The 17,910-nt window shown below is 34.6% G+C and carries 17 protein-coding genes; 12 read left to right on the forward strand and 5 right to left on the reverse strand.

Features of this window, described 5'->3' with window-relative positions:
- The first annotated feature begins 109 nt into the window (after positions 1 to 109).
- The 10 genes from mutL (at position 110) to MHH96_RS15485 (ending at position 8,977) form a co-directional block, all read left to right on the forward strand.
- Positions 110 to 2,026 (forward strand): DNA mismatch repair endonuclease MutL, encoded by a 1,917-nt coding sequence (gene mutL / locus MHH96_RS15440; protein WP_144544236.1) that lies wholly within the window; start codon positions 110 to 112, stop codon positions 2,024 to 2,026.
- Between the two features lie 522 nt (positions 2,027 to 2,548).
- Entirely contained in the window at positions 2,549 to 3,451 is a 903-nt protein-coding gene (locus MHH96_RS15445; RefSeq protein WP_047940082.1) for a DUF1919 domain-containing protein, read from the forward strand.
- Between the two features lie 271 nt (positions 3,452 to 3,722).
- On the forward strand, positions 3,723 to 4,211 hold the full coding sequence (locus MHH96_RS15450; protein ID WP_047940279.1) for a hypothetical protein: 489 nt from the start codon (positions 3,723 to 3,725) through the stop codon (positions 4,209 to 4,211).
- A 234-nt stretch (positions 4,212 to 4,445) separates the two neighbouring features.
- Complete coding sequence (locus tag MHH96_RS15455) at positions 4,446 to 4,880, forward strand: hypothetical protein (protein ID WP_047940083.1); 435 nt, start codon at positions 4,446 to 4,448, stop codon at positions 4,878 to 4,880.
- An 11-nt stretch (positions 4,881 to 4,891) separates the two neighbouring features.
- Positions 4,892 to 5,014 carry a hypothetical protein gene (locus MHH96_RS15460; RefSeq protein WP_268874790.1) on the forward strand — a complete coding sequence of 41 codons (123 nt, stop codon included), beginning with the start codon at positions 4,892 to 4,894 and terminating at the stop codon, positions 5,012 to 5,014.
- A 98-nt stretch (positions 5,015 to 5,112) separates the two neighbouring features.
- Positions 5,113 to 5,451 (forward strand): hypothetical protein, encoded by a 339-nt coding sequence (locus MHH96_RS15465; protein WP_047940084.1) that lies wholly within the window; start codon positions 5,113 to 5,115, stop codon positions 5,449 to 5,451.
- A gap of 400 nt (positions 5,452 to 5,851) precedes the next feature.
- Complete coding sequence (locus MHH96_RS15470) at positions 5,852 to 6,358, forward strand: hypothetical protein (RefSeq protein ID WP_144547212.1); 507 nt, start codon at positions 5,852 to 5,854, stop codon at positions 6,356 to 6,358.
- 20 nt (positions 6,359 to 6,378) lie between these two features.
- Entirely contained in the window at positions 6,379 to 6,549 is a 171-nt protein-coding gene (locus MHH96_RS15475; protein WP_082138201.1) for a sporulation protein Cse60, read from the forward strand.
- Between the two features lie 601 nt (positions 6,550 to 7,150).
- Positions 7,151 to 7,681 (forward strand): hypothetical protein, encoded by a 531-nt coding sequence (locus MHH96_RS15480; protein ID WP_061796625.1) that lies wholly within the window; start codon positions 7,151 to 7,153, stop codon positions 7,679 to 7,681.
- A gap of 516 nt (positions 7,682 to 8,197) precedes the next feature.
- On the forward strand, positions 8,198 to 8,977 hold the full coding sequence (locus tag MHH96_RS15485) for an EcsC family protein (protein WP_341118125.1): 780 nt from the start codon (positions 8,198 to 8,200) through the stop codon (positions 8,975 to 8,977).
- A 78-nt stretch (positions 8,978 to 9,055) separates the two neighbouring features.
- Here MHH96_RS15485 and MHH96_RS15490 read toward each other — a convergent pair whose 3' ends face one another.
- Together MHH96_RS15490 and MHH96_RS15495 are read right to left on the reverse strand one after the other, a co-directional pair.
- Positions 9,056 to 9,196 (reverse strand): hypothetical protein, encoded by a 141-nt coding sequence (locus MHH96_RS15490; protein ID WP_156485381.1) that lies wholly within the window; start codon positions 9,194 to 9,196, stop codon positions 9,056 to 9,058.
- Positions 9,197 to 9,391: 195 nt separating this feature from the next.
- Complete coding sequence (locus tag MHH96_RS15495; protein WP_047940087.1) at positions 9,392 to 9,991, reverse strand: DedA family protein; 600 nt, start codon at positions 9,989 to 9,991, stop codon at positions 9,392 to 9,394.
- A gap of 450 nt (positions 9,992 to 10,441) precedes the next feature.
- On the opposite strand from MHH96_RS15495, the gene psiE reads away from it, so the two are divergent.
- Positions 10,442 to 10,870 (forward strand): phosphate-starvation-inducible protein PsiE, encoded by a 429-nt coding sequence (gene psiE, locus MHH96_RS15500; RefSeq protein ID WP_047940088.1) that lies wholly within the window; start codon positions 10,442 to 10,444, stop codon positions 10,868 to 10,870.
- Positions 10,871 to 11,117: 247 nt separating this feature from the next.
- Here psiE and MHH96_RS15505 read toward each other — a convergent pair whose 3' ends face one another.
- Genes MHH96_RS15505 through MHH96_RS15515 form a run of 3 tightly spaced genes read right to left on the reverse strand, consistent with a single transcriptional unit; the run spans position 11,118 to position 15,938 of the window.
- Positions 11,118 to 12,920, reverse strand: a complete 1,803-nt coding sequence (locus MHH96_RS15505; RefSeq protein ID WP_047940090.1) for an ABC transporter substrate-binding protein — start codon at positions 12,918 to 12,920, stop codon at positions 11,118 to 11,120.
- A 29-nt stretch (positions 12,921 to 12,949) separates the two neighbouring features.
- Positions 12,950 to 14,464, reverse strand: a complete 1,515-nt coding sequence (locus MHH96_RS15510; protein WP_341117637.1) for an ABC transporter permease — start codon at positions 14,462 to 14,464, stop codon at positions 12,950 to 12,952.
- A gap of 13 nt (positions 14,465 to 14,477) precedes the next feature.
- Complete coding sequence (locus tag MHH96_RS15515; protein WP_061796621.1) at positions 14,478 to 15,938, reverse strand: ABC transporter permease; 1,461 nt, start codon at positions 15,936 to 15,938, stop codon at positions 14,478 to 14,480.
- Between the two features lie 135 nt (positions 15,939 to 16,073).
- On the opposite strand from MHH96_RS15515, the gene MHH96_RS15520 reads away from it, so the two are divergent.
- Complete coding sequence (locus MHH96_RS15520; protein ID WP_341117639.1) at positions 16,074 to 17,804, forward strand: ABC transporter ATP-binding protein; 1,731 nt, start codon at positions 16,074 to 16,076, stop codon at positions 17,802 to 17,804.
- Positions 17,805 to 17,910 lie beyond the last annotated feature (106 nt).

Below are 17,910 nucleotides of genomic sequence, written 5' to 3' on the forward strand. Positions count from 1 at the left end.
AGAAAAAGTGGTGTTCATAGGAACGATGAAAGCTGCAAATTCAACTATTTCAGCTGATACACTGCCCTATCCCTGATCGAAAAAAGTAAGAAAGAAAAGAGGAGAAACAATGGCAAAGATTATTCAACTGGATGATGCACTTTCGAATAAAATTGCTGCAGGTGAAGTTGTTGAGCGGCCAGCCTCTGTTGTAAAAGAGTTAGTAGAAAATAGTATCGACGCAAAAAGTACTTCAATTGAAATTTTTATCGAGGAAGCTGGTTTACAAAGCATTCGTATCCTTGATAATGGACAAGGAATTGACGAAGAGGATGTTTTAACTGCTTTTTCCAGACATGCGACAAGTAAAATAAAAGATGAAAATGACTTATTCCGAATCCGCACCCTTGGATTTAGAGGTGAGGCACTGCCAAGTATTGCCTCTGTCTCTCATGTCACTTTAACCACTTCTACTGGAGAAAAAGGGACAACAGTAGAGCTTAACGGCGGACATTTAGTGAAACAGGAAGGCGCGCCGGGAAGAAGGGGAACAGAGATAATCGTCAGCGATTTGTTCTTTAATACGCCAGCAAGATTGAAATATATGAAATCGATTCATACGGAGCTTGGTAATATTACCGATATCGTCAACCGCCTAGCCCTTGCTCACCCTGATATTAGCTTTCGCCTAGTGCATAACGAGCGCAAGCTCCTTCATACAAATGGCAATGGGGATGTAAGACAAGTGCTTGCGGGCATTTATGGCCTAAATATAGCAAAAAAAATGATACCAATTTCAGCAAGTACCCTTGATTTTAAACTAAGTGGCTATATGGCTCTGCCAGAAATTACGCGTGCGTCACGGAACTATATTTCCACCATGATTAATGGCCGCTTTATTAAAAACTATTCTCTTGTACGCAGTATTCAGGAAGGCTATCATACGTTATTGCCTATTGGCAGATATCCCATTGTTCTTTTAAATGTAGAAATGGATCCAATTCTTGTTGATGTAAATGTTCATCCATCAAAAATGGAAGTGCGCTTTAGTAAAGAACAAGAGCTATACGAACTTGTCAGCAATACGATTAAAGCAGCATTTAAGAAAAAAGAGCTTATTCCAGCAGGACTTATCCGCGAGAAAAAGCCTGCTCCAAAAGAAGAGCAAGCGGCCTTCAGCTTTGATACGAATCGCGAATCGGCAATGCCAGTATCAGTTCCAAAAATGGATTCTGTTTTTGCCAATCCAACAACAGAGCAAGTAGAAAAGCCGAGTTGGAGCGAACCTCTTGAAGACACACCAAGCAGTCGGCAATCTGGAGAAAGTGATGAAGAATCAACTATAACAGATGCCACAGCCTTTTTCTTTGGACAGGAAGGGAATAGTACTACCGCGCCTGCAACAGAAGAAGAGATAGAGGAAGCATGGGAAGAGGAAGAAATAGCTGACGTGGAAGAGGGGCCGAGAGTTCCGCCCCTTTATCCAATTGGGCAAATGCATGGAACCTATATTTTTGCACAAAACGAAAGAGGACTTTATATTATCGATCAGCATGCAGCCCAAGAACGAATTAAATACGAATTTTTTCGGGAAAAAGTTGGCGAGGTCCATAAGGAATTACAAGAAATGCTTATCCCATTAACATTAGATTATTCCTTAGATGAATGGATGAAAATAGAAGAAAATAAAGCCGAGCTCGAAAAGGTAGGCGTATTTCTTGAACCATTTGGCCAGCAAAGCTATCTAGTCCGCTCCCATCCACAATGGTTTCCAAAAGGAGAAGAAAAAGAAACAATCGAGGAAATGATTGAACAAGTACTCTCCATGAGAAAAGTAGATATAAAGCTTTTACGAGAAGAAGCTGCCATTATGATGAGCTGCAAGGGATCGATTAAAGCAAATCGCCATTTACGAAACGACGAGATTCAAAGTTTATTGGACGAACTTCGGACAACATCCGATCCATTTACCTGTCCACATGGTAGACCGATTATTGTGCATTATTCTACTTATGAAATGGAGAAAATGTTTAAGCGTGTGATGTAATTATTTAGTAGAAGAAACCTTTTATTTATAGACTGGTTATGGTGAGATTGATCACATTCTGAACACTTTTACTTGTCTGATGTAGATATAAAGAATGGATTTGTGTAATTTCAATTTGTGATTCTCGCATATTAGTGTCACATAAGTCCATGGTATCTAATTCTTTTATTTTCGGCTATTATAATATCAAACAAGTACGTAAATGCTGTTGTTATTTAGTTAGACGAGATGATTTAAGTTCCTTTTTTACACCCAATTTATAAGGACATGTAGTATTTTAAAGGATTCTTCCATAAGGAGGAGTCTTTTTTTATTGTTGTTTAATGAGCTGTAACCCTATGAATAGAGAAAAGGGGAGATAACAACGAAAGAGGAAATGCCAAATATAGACATGGTGAAGGTCGAATAGCACGCTTGATTATGGTTCTTTTGGTTATCTGTTCTTAGAAATGCGTTTTTTTGAGTTATTTAGAAGTTAAACCTGATATAATAATGAATGATTATTACAAAAGGAAGGTTATTATGTCAAAGTATAAATGTATAGTATGGGGAACAGGAATAGAATATGATTTATATATCAATTCTATTAGATATCATGAATTATTGGGAAATGTTGAAATCTTGGGTGTAACATCTAATCAGTCTATATATCAATATCTAGATGGCTATAAATTCATATCTACAGATGAACTTCTAACTTTAGAATTTGACCTATTAATTGTTGCTAGCTTGTCTTCATTTAACACAATCAAAAGGGATGCCATTTCAATAGGTATTAATGAGGATAAAATTATAAATATTAAAATATTTGGATTAGCAAATTTAGATATTAATAAATATGTACAAATAAAAAAATCAAAGTTGTCCATTTTTTCAAATAACTGTTGGGGCGGCCTAACATATAATAGATTAGGATTGGAATTTTTATCTCCATTTATAAATATGTTTGAAAGTACTACAGATTATTTGAAAATAATAAATAATCCAAAAGAGTATTTGAATTTTGAATTGGAATTTGCTAGATATAACTTTGATGAAAAATTAAAAATACAATATCCAGTTTTTTATTTAAATGATGTAATATTGCATTTTAATCATTATACATCAACGGAACATGCAGTTAGTAAGTGGAGGAGTCGTAAAAATAAAATTAATTGGGATAACATTTTTGTTATGATGTATACTACAAACGAGGAGGAAGTAAATAAATTTATAGAATTACCATATAAGAAGAAAGTATGTTTTGTTCCTTTTGAAACGTCGGAAGAATCATTAATAAATATACATTACAAAAATAATGATGAGCTTAATAATAAACCTTTTTGGGAAATAGTTAATGGTCTAGCCACTGGAGATTACAAGTATTATGATGTTTTCGATTTATTACTAGGAAGTAATAATAATTCGAGAATCAAACTGAACTAAAAGATGTTCAATGTCCAAAACGAAATTAGAATTCCACTCATTATGAACAGTAAATTACTTGTTTTCTCCATTTCGCAAACACAGGATTATATACATATAATAATTGGTTTTACAAAATGTTTACCTGCAAATCCTATTTTTCAGAGTAAGCTATTCCAAAAGCACTACCATATTACTGTCCCCCGCTCATTTGAGCAGGGGATTTTTTAGTTTCTATGTGTATAAAATAAATAAATGTAAGTTAAACTATTCAAAAAAAGTGGTGATTGTTTTGAACAAAATTATTGAAAACCTCGACATTCATGCTAAAGGGATATGGGTTCCTATTGTTTGGGCAGTAATATTATTAATGGTTGTATTATTTATGCCAAAGGAAAAAATGAATGGGCTGCAAATTTATTGTACTTATGGCGTAATTGGTGCTATTACTTGGATTGCAAATAGTGTATTTGGAATATATTTAGATTGGGTAGATTTTGGGAGAACAGAATCTACTGGTATTGGGGAGCTGCTAACATACGCAATCATTCCCTCATCATTAGCGATATGGTTTTTAAATAAATTGCACAGAGATAATCGTATGAAACGAACTCTATTATTTGTGTTATTGTCTTTGTTCATTGAGTGGACATGCCATATATCAGGATTTATGGGATACAATGGATGGAGTTTACTTTATAGCATACCTGTATATATAATCATTTATTATTTTTTCTTACCTTTTCACTATAGACTAATAAAAGATATAAAAGTCAGCTAAATATAAAATCTTTGTTATAAGCCCTATTCTTCGGAGTAGGGTATTTTTAGTTAAGCGTAAATTCGTCCCCCTTTTATATTATCGAGAAATGATCCTCTGTAATATAAATGGAGCTGAAATTTGATTCAGGGTGAGATTTCAAATTCAAATTAGATTCTATAGTATCTCCTATTCCCATTTTTTTGTTTGATACATATATATGTATAGGGGAATCCCCCTAATGGATGTGATTTTATGGAAGAAAATGCAATAAGGGAAATTCAACGAGAGATTGATATTGTCATAGCTTTTTTATTGTTAACAGGACAAATAACTTTAACTCGGGTTTATTTTGGCCCCGGCTATTTTGGGGTAACTGTTGGCGGGCCGTTAACGGGAGCTAATAGGTTGGAAAGTATTAATGATAACCCGCTTGGTAATTTTACATTGGATATAATCGACATTATAATAGCTGTCTTAATCTTAAAAGACGAGATTAATCTTGTAGGTCTTTTTGTGGCTTCTGATGCTCGGTTTTCCTTAAGTATAAGCGGTCCTTTATTCGGGAGAGAAAAGGTGGTTCCAGTTACGAAATTTCTAAAGAAAAATCAGAAAGAGTTTAATGCAATAGTTTCCGATAATTATTTCTTAGATGACGAATTTATAAAAGCTTTAAAAAGGATGAAATAGGGGGAAGAAAAATGGCCTTAACAGATTTACCAACGATAAAAAATGATTCCATGGGCAGTAAGTTCTTAATTGCCTTGGCGATAACAATATTTGTATTTTTCTTTACAAAAGATAAAAAAACGGATGCTATGTAATATGGTTCTAAATATCTATTAAATGGTCAAACTAAAAGTTGAACCTTATTTTCACTTGAGCATACACTACAGTGAATCTATAAGAGGAGGCTAATGCCATGGAAAATAATAGAGATTTAATGGAATCTTCAAGTCATCATTTATCCAGCCATCACCATCATCATCACCATAAAAAGGATCATGATCATTATAAACACAAGTTTCATCCTAAATGTCACAAGCACTTATTTGAATTTATTCAAATAGAAACAAGAGATGGAGAAGTTCACCAAGGTATTCTGCATAGTTACGATGATGAAAATGTATACTTATTGGTAAGTGGTCATCATACAAGCGAGGATAGTCGGTTAATATTCCCATTTAGAAGGTTTGGATTAATTGGATTCCCATTTTTTGGAATAAGAAGATTTGGTCCATTCTTCCCTCTTTGGTGGTAAAAGTTCGTTTTAACAAATAACGATGAATATACAGATAAAAAAATGGTTCGTTATAGTGAGTGGCGGGTTGTTCTGTTACTCCCCTCACCTTCGCCCTGCTCAATAAGCAGGGTATTTTTATGCCCAATATTTCAGCTTTTCCAAATCCTAATAGGGTTATTATGTAAGTATGAATCTTCTATTATGGTTCTCTTAATGTGGATATAGAGAGAGAAGTAGACGTGGTTTTAACTATAATTGAATGGCCAGCTCTATTTCAAAAACCAGCAAAGTCTGTTTTTTGTATAGACCTTTTATTTTAATTTGAAACTTTTTGATTATTCAAACGTATCCCTTTAGAGAGAGGAGGAAGAAAATGAATAAATTTTTTAGTAAATGTGCTTCTATTTAATTAATAGTCATGGTGGCAGCATTAGCGGGCTGTTCGGTTGAAGCGGAATCAAAAGACAAAAACATTAGTACACTTGAAACTGTATTGAATGAAACATTTACAGTGCCTAATAAAGAACTTCGGGACATTTTAGAAGATCCAAATAATTACACGATGATCGGGAATGACGAAAATACAAGCTCATCAAGTGACCTGGATTCTTACTTAAAGAAGAAGTATCAGGAATCTTTTACCGAAGAAATGTATGATAAGTATACAGGAACCTACGCATTAAGCTATATAGCAGCTAGTCCAGAAAACAGTGAAATGAAGATAAAGGACGTTCAAGTAGCCCAAAAGGAAAAACAGCAAAATATCTATGATTACACGGCTATTATTGATTATAAAAAGGACGATGGCTCTCCAATAGAAAAATATGAGGTTAAGGGGCAAGTGAATTTTTCGGAAAGCGGAAAGATTGTTGCGTTTATTATTGATGAGGATAGTAATTTATCTAGGGATATAAGAAATAATTAGGAATAGGAAGGTACTATCTTATGATTCAGACAAAAGTTATTTCGGAGAACGATAAAAATTTTGAGAACCATTTAAATAAAGCGTTAAAGGAATTGGGAAATCATGAAGTAATCGATATTAAGTTCGCTGTGAACAATGAACCAATAACAGAAGAGGGCATTTATACAGCAGTTATTTTATATAAAGCATAAGATTACGAATAATGCATCCTTTCTGGGATGCTTTTCTTGTCATGAAAAGTGGGGAGAAGTTATTTTGCTTTTTTAGCGTCAATAATAATGCCTATCTATTATATTTAATTTCTTGTAATAATCGAATTTTAAAAAGGGGATTTATGATGAATGTTTGGAGTGAAGAAGAGAGCAGCTATACGTTAAGTAATTTAACTAATAGAGATATAGAGTTGGCAGAAAAACACTTCCAAGTGAAATTGCTGAAAGCATAGATGGAAATTCTAAAGAAGAACGAGGGAGAGCTGCAATTCCATGCATTACCGATATCCCAAAATCGATGGGAAGGTGAGGATTATATTTTAATAGAGCATCTATTAGGGATAAAGGAAAAAGAAGGCATAATGGAGATGTATGATTATTTCAGGATATAATTTAAACGAGGAATTTATAGAAAATCTGAAAGATGAATTTAAAAAAAGCGATAATTAAATGTTTAGATCCTGTCTTGAATTAATGGATAATTACACAGATACTAATAAAAAATAATAAGGGAAGAGTTGTGATTGAGCAGCTTTTTTCTTATACAAACCCGATTAAAAAGGTCTGGAGCTGTTTAATTATGAAAAAAATCCTTGCAACTTTTTTTATATTGGTTATTTTGGTCGGTTGTTCGAATGAAGGGAAAGAGACTGATGTGAAATCTGCTAATATTGGTTCTCTTGAAGAACAAATTACTACTGTGATGGCAGAACATCATTTAAGGGATAAAGAAGTTATTGATTATGATCTCAAAGATGATTTCATTTATGTTATTTTTAAAAACAAACATGAAAGCGGCAATACGCATCATCCTGATTTAGTCATTTTGAAGAATAAGGAAGGGAAAGTAAAATGGGCAGCGGGACCAGAGGACCGTACAGTATCTGTTGATAGCTCTATGATATTTGAACGCGAGGATGGACCATCTGTTACTCTTACGATGCCAACAGGAAATACAACTGTTAAAGAGGTAAAGGTGCTGGGTGAATCGGCCAAAGCAGTAACCTATCTAGAGCATTTTACTGATGATTTTTCAAGAGAATATACCTATTGGATTACTTATACAACGGAAAAACCTACGCATGAGGATATTGAAGTGATTACGGAATAGGGAATACCAAAGGATAGAAAAAAGATTAAATTCGAATTGGACGATCGTCTTGCTATAAAGTAATATTGTATGATTTAATCATACAAATAACACTGCCTGCTTCTATTGACATTGTGTATGTGAATTTTATGCCAATAGAAAAAAACAAATTTATGATTTATTTTATATTCTGGGTGTTTTTTCGTTGCTAATACGACATTAACTTTATATTGGGGATATGTTAATTATAATGAATGGAATCGTTGGTATACTATTTTATATCTATGCCAATCTCTATATGCGCTAGCATTATTGATTCATATAGTGAGCAATAGACTCCCTAGTACGATAGAAGAGTGCATGAGCAGCGAGTAGAATAACGGCCTTTTTAATGAATCTTTTTTATATGAAAACTCGTATAAATGAGTATCTTAAAAATCGAGTGGAATCATATCTCGTCATTTCAATTCATTAAGCATTTAAAGATAATTCGAAAAATGGGAGAAAAAAATGGAACAGTTAAACAAAAATAAAGAAATGGAAAATCAAAAGCTGCTTAGAAAGAAATTAAAGAATATTGAAAAGTGGGAGAAAAACCAAAAAGGTTTGTTCTTTTGGGAAAAAATTGGAAGACTCCCATTTGTGCTGTTGGATAAATTGACACCGACATACATCCAAGAGAAAATACATATACTATTAGATGAAATTGCCGTATATATTGATAATGGCGGACAGTATCTAGTGGATAATGAGAAAACATTGTATAAAGTTAAAAAAGAATTATCGTTAAAGGAAGATGTGAAATTGGAAGATATAAAATATTTTCCGATTGATTCTATGGAACAGACAGCAGAAGCCTTTATCAAAAATCGTGCGAAAAATGCCCAACTTCAAGGGGCTACTACTGGTTTTGGCGGTATTTTTACACTAGCTATTGATATCCCCCTTATCTTTGGAATTACATTAAAAACCATCCAAGAAGTAGCATTAGCATATGGTTACGACCCTTCAGATAAGGAAGAGCGAATATTTATGATTAAATGTATGCAATTTACGTCTTCTGATATAGTTGGAAAAAGAGCCATTTTAAATGAATTGACCAATGTCTCTAAGGAGGAAGGTTTCGCACAGCTGCAAGGGTGGAGAGAGGTGTTTGCTTCTTATCGGGATAATTTTGGATGGAAAAAACTTTTTCAAATGATACCAGTAGCCGGAATGATTTTTGGTGCCTATACGAATAAAGCGGCCATAAAAGAGGTAGGGGAAGTTGCAAATATGCTTTATCAAAAACGGAGAATATTGGAAAGGATAAGCTAAATCGCTGGACAGTTAGAAATATAGGGGAGGAGAGGCAATAGAAAAGCCCCCTTGATGGGACAGAGGGCAGATTTTGAATTATTTTCTTTTCGATTCTTGGATGGATACATGTTTTGGCCTTTTTGGATAGGAAGCTTTTCCTGAATCATCTGGACCAGTAAGATTATTTCGTTGATCGAGAACCTTTCCCGTAAACTCAACTGGAATTTCCTTTTTCATCTTTACCACCTCCATTTAATAGGATGGGTAAAAATAAAAATCCAATGACAGGTAAATTTTCCATTTCCGATTTTAGCAGTAATCTCGATAGCGAGCAAAGAGGTATTGCTACTATTCACTTTATCTATTATTACAGGAAAAAAGAAACTAGCTCCAGTATGTTTTAAATACATGCTGGGGCTAGTCTCTTTTCAACTACTGTACCTTCACCTTCATCTTTTTCCTTTTTACAAACAGCCAAATAATAATAAATATTGCGATAGGGATTAATAAATAGTTCGTATATTGACCAAATACTTCGCCCGCTTTTTTCCATTGAGGTCCTAATTTATAGCCCAAATAGACATACATCGCTGTAATGGGAAGCATGGCTAAATAAGTATATATGATAAATTTCCATATATTCATTTTGGCCATTCCACAAGGAATCGAAATAGCCGTTCGGACTAACGGAATAAATCGTCCTAAAAAGGCGATACTTCCACCATATTTTTCAAAAAATTGATCCGATTTAGTAATATGTTCATCCTTTAAGAGAAAAAATTTCTTGAACTTCATAATTGCTGCTCTTCCGCCATAACGGCCTAATGCATATAAAGTGAGTGGTCCCAATACACCGCCGATCGAACCTGCAAAAATAGCCCCATATAAATTCATATCTCCTTCATATACCCAATAGCCAGCTAAAGGTAGTACCAGTTCTGCTGGAACAAATTCAAAAGTTAATGCAAGCATAATACCAAAATACGAAAGTCCTTTAAAGGCCTCTATCATTTGTAAAATCAAGTCTTCTATGGAAATCTCCTCCTATTATTTATGATAACGCAGAATTCAGACTATATCTTTATATGTAAGGCGAAAGTAAGTCCTTTACGTTATAGATTAAGTGTTATTGTTTTCATACCAATAAAGGAAAATTATACTATACAATTGTAAACCTGTCGAATGGGATTTAACATAGCAAAGAAGAGTGAGAAACAGTTATCTCAAAATTGCTATTGTTAATGTCAAAAAATAAAGTTTTAACGAAAGGTCCGAAGACAGAGGTATGGTGAGAGGAAAGATTTACAGCATAATACGTCATTAAGAAAGGGGATTTATATTAGCGATAGCCTGTTTAGGAGCATAGATTTGGAATAAGATGATGTAAATGAGAAGTATTAAAAAGCCTCCTTTTTAATGGTTAATAATAAAAATATGGCTCATATTAAATAGATAACATACCTAATAAAAGGAGCTAGATGGATGCAAAGTGTTAGAGCTAATCTAATCAAGTTTTTTACGCAACTGCCTATATTTTTACAAGCATTATTGAATAGCTGTTTGTTTCTTATAGGGATAACATTGAGTTTTCTTCTTATAAAAGAAACATGGTTTATCTTTTCCTATGTCGCTTTTGTAACAGAGGATGAAAGAGATTATTATTTATTTACTGAGGAACTGCTTACTTTCTTCTTATACTTCGAATTTATAGCTTTAATAATCAAGTATTTTGATTCGCATTTTCATTTTCCATTACGCTATCTCATTTATATTGGTATTACAGCTATAGTAAGATTAATTATTGTGGAGCATGATGCGCCCATTAATGCCTTCTGGTGGGCATTGGCTATTCTTATTTTGATTATTTCATTATTATTAACGAATTTAAGAATTCTCAAGAGAGATTATTAGTAATACTTTTGAAAAAATAAAGGAAGTAATTCTTTAATCAAAAAATGGTGATGGATAATATGCTAAGCTTCTTGATTCACAATACCTTTGCAAAAAAGGTTAGGGGGAGCATTTTTACTCATAAATAGGAGAGAACACCATCTAAAGTTAATTAGAAGAATATCTATAGAAAAAATGGATGAGAATTTGGTTTTTGGTGGGAAACTCTCTCCATCCTAACTAAAAGATAGGATAGAGAGAGGAATAGTTATTTACCTTCGTTGTACTTTTTTAAATACTCTTTTACTTTATCAGCATCGGCGTTTAACTCATTGCCAGTCTCTACTAATGGACTTACGGTTGAAACTGCTTTAATTTTATTGCCTTGATAATAGTTAATAAAGTCGTCTTGATTAATAGAATACAATACTGCTTTTCTTAAATCATCACTATTCGCTACTTCTCTATTTTTCGTATTGAATAATAAGTAGGTTACACCGTTACTTTCTTGGCGTTGCAGGGTAAGCTTGCTATCTTCTTCCACTAGATTATATTTCGTTTCAGGTACTCCATTGAAAAGGTGAATTTCCCCATTTCGTAAAGAAGAAAGGGCGCTATCAGCATCTGCTATAAAGCGTACTTGAACAGTAGAAATTTTCGGCTCAAAATCGGTACCTTTTTGGTATGCAGGATTCTTTAAGAATACTGCTTCGTAATCATTTTTATAAGAAAGAATATAGGGACCGCTAGCAAATAATGTATTATTATATTTGTCGCCTTCAGTTACTGTATTTTGATCCCCATAAGGAATGTCTTTATTAATGTCAAAGGAAGCTACATCATACGTATTAATACTTTCTACTTGTTTCTTCGAAACGATACCTGCAGATTGATGGGCTAAATAATTTAAAACTTGGGGGAATGGCTCAGTAGTAGTGACTTTAACTACTTGATATTTGCCTTCCTTATTATTTGCATCTTTTTTATCAGAGACTAATTCCGTAATTTCCTTGTCAAGATTTTTTTCTAGTGCTGCTTTTATGGTTGTGCCGCTTCCAGCTTCTTTCGCATTTAATTTTGCTAAATCTGTCACAAGCTCCGTTGTTTTAATATGTTCATGAAGGCTGTATGTACGGTGATCCGGAACAGAATTTTTGTCTTTGGCGCGGTCAAGCGAGAAGATAACATCGTCTGCACCAACTCTTTCTCCAGTGTCAACAGCTTTCTTGTCTTTGATTTGTGCAAAGTTAATATCATCTCTTAGTAAGAAGTAATATTCAGAATTTCCATCAGCGATACTGTAATTATGAGATAGAGATCCTTCCGCAGTGACTTGGTCGTCATCTGTTAAATTAATTAAACGGACATACATATTTGTGTTTAATGTATTAATAGATCCATCATTTCCTTTAATCGGATCAAGAGATGTCAGTGTAGAAATAGCCTGTTGAACAATTAATGGATCCGTATTTCGTTTGGAAGTATCTTTAAAGTCAATTGTTTCCCAAGCGATTGCTCTAGATTTTGCAAGTCGAACAGTTGCTGGATCCAAGACTTCTTTATTTACTCCTTGGGCTTTATAAGAAATGTATAAAGGAGCGATATAAGCTTTATCAAATACTAGTTTTTGTTCTAATTCCTTATATGTTTCTTTATATTCATCCGGTGATTGCGTACTTGCCTTATCAATTAAAGTATCAATGTCTTCATCTGCTAAAATACTATAATCTCCGCCTGTTTTAAAGAGGGAGCGTACTGCATAATCTGGGTTACCTGTTACAGTCGTCCAGCTAGATACCGCAACATCATAATTTCCAGCATCTTGTTGCGCTTTGAAGCTCGCATAGTCTGGTTGAAGATTTAATTTAACATCAAATCCATTTTTTATTAATTGATCTCTTAAAATATTGATGTCAGACTCACTTGTGCTGCTGCCCAAGATTTCAATGGTAGGTTTTGCACTTGTTTTCCCATCATTCCCTTTGTCTTCCTCAACACTTGATTTCGTATTGACACATCCTGCCGCGACTAAAACAAAGACAAGCAAGAAGGCTAATAAACTCTTTTTCATGCAAAATTCCCCCTAAATATATTTTTTTATTAATCTAACTTAGGATCCAATGCATCTCGAAGACCGTCTCCCAAAAAATTGAAGGAAAGGACTAAGGCTATGATGCATAATCCAGGATAAATGGCAAGATAGGAATGGGATTCAAGATAGGCACTCCCGATTTTTAGAATATTCCCCCATTCTGGAATATGCGGTTCAACCCCTAATCCAAGATAGCTTAAACTGCTTGTAGCTATCACAGCACTGCCAATAGTAAGGGTTGACTTAACAATCATCGGTGCAAGCGAGTTTGGAACTGCGTGCCTAAACAGGATGGTAAAATTATTTGCTCCCAATGCTCTTGCGGATTCAATATATTCGAGATTCGTAATCATGAGAATATTTGCTCTCATCGTGCGTGCATATGTTGGGATAGATCCAACACTTAAAGCGATAATGAGGGTGATAGTGTTCGAACCAAATGCGGCAATAATGACAATTGCAAGTAAAATACCAGGAATAGCGTACAATACATCCAATAGTCTCATGATTACGTTATCTGCTCGATTACCATAATAACCAGCTAAGGCACCTAAGAACCCACCGACAAATAATGGAATAATAGTAGATAGAAACCCTACAGTTAATGAAATTCTTGCTCCAAAAATAATTCTAGAAAAAAGGTCTCTACCAAAATCATCTGTACCTAAAGGATAGGCAAGACTGGGTGTCTGAAGGATGGCACCGTAATTATTCTCCATTGCCATATCTTTATCGAATGTCAGATAACTGCATATAGATAAAGCAAACAGAAAAATAATAAAGAATAGGCCAAGCATGGCAGAAGCATTATTGGTTATTTTCCTCCACGTTGTATTCCATCCAGCTTTCCCAGATTGTTTTTCTTTTCTTAAATCACGCAAGAAATTTATTCCTAAAAGAAGGGCAAATAAGTTCCCTGATAGTGCAGTAAGGAACAAGATTAAAGAAAGTACGATAACTTTTGTAGCGTTTAAAGTACTTCTGTCTTTTTTGAATAGAAAATAAAAGACGTAAAGATAAAAAAAAGAAATCGCAATGAGAATATACATGCCTAGTAAAAACGTATCTGCAACATATGGTTTAAACAAATTTAAAGCAGAAACAGCAATCACAAAAAACTGTGTTAGTAGCATGTAAACAGCAAATATATAGTCAATTGATTTGTTTTCTTTAATTAGTAATAGTCCGGATGAAGCAGTAAATACATTCCCAACCAGTACACTTAATAACTGAAAATATCCCCATTTTCTTGTTGATTTTTGAATAGAGCCAAACTGCTTCAGGTTTTGTTTAATCTTCCATGTAATCAATATCTGTATGATTGATACGAATAGATAGGCAGCAAATGCACTTAAGAAAAATGGTTTAATCACAGCTGATGAATAATCAAAGCCATTAATTAAGAAAATGATGGTCAGAATAAGAGAAACGATTAAGGAAAAAACTGCTTGTGAATATTCTAAAGGTACTTTCTGTGCTTGTTTTCTTCGGTAATGTGGTGTATCTACCGTAGTATTAGACATCGTAACACCTGCTTTAATATTGTTTCATTTTCGTACGTATACGTGGGTCAAAGAATGCATACAATACGTCAATTAATAAATTTACTAGGGAAATCGTTATGGCAATATAAACCACTCCGCCCAAAATACTCGGAATATCAGGTATGAATTGCTTATCAACAATAAAGCTTCCTATTCCGCTAATATTAAAAACTTTTTCTGTCACAGCTGCTCCACCAAGCATTCCGCCAAACAATAGACCGATGACGGTAATGACGGGAATCATGGCATTAGTGACAGCGTGCCTCCATATTACAGTTGACTTGCTTAATCCCTTTGCCTTTGCGGTGATAATATAATCTTCATTAATAATCTCAAGGGTAGAAGAACGCATCATCCTGGCAATAGAAGCAGTAAGACCAGTTCCAAGAACGACTGCAGGCATGATAATGGAAATCCAATTATCAGGTACGTATGTAGCTGGAAACCATTTTAATTTAATCGAAAAATTAAGAATAAAGATTAACCCTTGCCAAAAATTTGGAATAGATAAACCGATTAAAGCAATAAACATAAAACTATAATCAAAAATAGAGTTAGGTTTAGTTGCTGAAATAATGCCTATAGGAATCGCAATAAGGATTGCCATAATAAGCGAAATAAAAGCAAGTGTAAATGTGATTGGAAACTTTCTTGCAATACTGTTTGCGACTTCCTCATTTCCTGTGTAGGAATTGCCTAAATCAAAGGTGAAAATTCCTTTAAAGGCTTGTATCAATTGGTGAAAATAAGACTGATCAAGACCATAGATATGATTAAAGTTGGCAATCTGAACTTTCGTTGCTGTTTCCCCAAGGATATTAACTGCCGGATCAAATGGTGAAAAATATAAAATAGTAAAGACAAGAAGTGTTACGCCAAAAATGACAAAAATGCTCATTATTAATCGCTCTAGGATGAACTTTAGATAGGGATTAATACAGATCAGCAAAAATACATACATCAGTAAACCAGGTAAAAACAAAAGGGAAATTATCTTTTTGTTTGTGATGAAAGCTAGGAAGGTTTCTGAAAAGGATACCTTCTTGTTTCCTAACGCAAGCATTTTTTCCTTGCTTCTTTCCATTATGTCCGTTTGAAATTGCTCATTCGCCCATTTTCTTGCTTCTTTATTTAGTTCAGAGGGTGTATGTGCTTGATTGAAAAATTGTACCTTCTTTTCTAGTTGTAAGCGAAATTTTTTATGTAAGCTTTCCCAATGCCCTTCTTTACGTAATTGTTCTTCTATTTCTTCCATAGATTTTTTTGAAGGATCATTCTGTTTCTTGAACAAATACAGGAACAAGGCGAAGAGTGTGAGAGGCAAGCCCAAAATATAGATTGCCCAGCGATAAACAGGTCTTTTTTGAAGCTTTATAAAGCTTTCTTGTACAAGATTACAGAATGCTCTAGTACGATTACTAACGTTGGTGCTTTTTACATGAACAGGTTCCAAAGTATTGTTTCCCCCCTTTTTCTTTAAATTGCATTATTCCGACCTGTATAGTATATTTTATTTGTAGATATCAGAAAAATCAATACATAGTTTGAAAGAAAACGAGAAATAAGAAAAAAGATAGTGGGGGAGATTATGGAAGTAGTATTAAAGGTTGATAATCTGAGAGTCTCATTTACTTCAAATGAACAAGAGCTTGAAGCGGTAAAGGGAGTTAGTTTTGATATTAAAAAGGGAGAGACATTAGGTATAGTTGGGGAGTCCGGTAGTGGAAAGAGCGTAACAGCTCGTTCTATTATGCGACTACTACCATCCCCGCCATCTCACTTGAAAAGTGGCGATATAACATTTTTGGGAGAAAATCTAGCAGAAAAAACGGAAAAAGAAATGGAAGGGATTCGCGGGAAGGATATTGGAATGATATTTCAAGATCCAATGACTTCTTTAAATCCTACGATTAAAGTTGGGAAGCAAATTGCAGAAGGGATTTCTAAGCATCAACGTCTGTCAAAATCACAAGCGAAAAATCAGGCAATGGAATTACTGCGGCTTGTTGGTATAAGGAATCCCGATGAAAGATTTAATCAGTATCCACATGAATTTTCAGGCGGGATGAGGCAGAGAGTAGTAATCGCAATGGCATTGGCTTGCCGGCCAACTCTTCTAATTGCAGATGAGCCAACTACGGCATTAGATGTTACCATTCAGGCTCAGATTCTTGCTTTGATGAAGGAGATGCAGCAGCGATTCGGCACTTCTATCATTCTAATTACACACGATCTCGGAGTAGTGGCAGGAATGTGTGATCGTGTTGTAGTGATGAAAGAAGGAGAAATAGTAGAGACTGGCACAACAGAGGACATTTTTGAGCAGCCCAAGCATGCCTATACAAAAAAGCTGCTAAATGCTTTACCAAGACTTGATGAGAAGAAGAAGGTGAAACGAAAAGTCAGTATAACTTCAGAAGCGCGTCTTCATCCAATCCTTGAGGTTAATTCATTAAACAAGCATTTTGATCTTGGCAAGGGGAAAATATTAAAAGCAGTAGATGACATTAGTTTTCATATCCATGCTGGTGAAACATTAGGGCTTGTGGGAGAATCAGGATCTGGTAAATCAACGACAGGAAGATCGATTTTACGCTTGCATGAGCCAACTAGTGGCGAAACCCTATTTCAGGGAATTCCTGTTAATCGACTAAATAAGAAAGAGTTGAAAATGCTTCGACGTCATATGCAAATTATTTTTCAAGATCCATATGCAAGTCTTAATCCAAGGTTCAAAGTTCTTGATATTATTGGCCAGGCGCTAGATATTCATCAGCTATATAAAGATCCCCATCACCGTTTAAAAAGGGTAGAAGCGTTATTAGAAATGGTAGGGTTGGAAGCTAGTCACGCTTACCGTTATCCACATGAATTTTCAGGCGGGCAAAGGCAAAGAATTGGCATTGCAAGAGCACTGGCAGTGGAGCCATCTTTCATCGTTTGTGACGAACCGTTATCTGCGTTGGATGTGTCCATTCAAGCACAGATAGTAAAGCTCCTAGAAGAATTGCAACAAAAACTGGGTCTTACGTATTTGTTTATTGCTCATGACTTAGCTATGGTGAAACATATTTGTGACAGAGTCGCTGTCATGTATGCAGGGAAAATAGTAGAAATTGCCGAAAGCGAAGAGCTTTATTCCAATCCTTTTCACGATTATACGAAGGCATTACTTTCCGCCATCCCAATCCCTGATCCGAAGATAGAAAAAAATAAGAAAAAAATGGATCCAATAGATAATCGACAAGTTAAATATGAGGTGGAGAATACGCTCCTTAAAGAGGTTTCAGCCGGACATTGGGTAGCAATGCCTGTTTAGCATTGCTGCTCTGATAGGAAAATTCATAATATTATACACTTGAGGGACTCCTAATTCATTAGATAGCTTTCATAATTTCGATTTAAAAAATATAATCCATAAAGGT

The organism is Niallia sp. FSL K6-0212, from assembly GCF_038007605.1.
In the GTDB taxonomy this organism is placed as follows: domain Bacteria; phylum Bacillota; class Bacilli; order Bacillales; family Cytobacillaceae; genus Niallia; species Niallia circulans.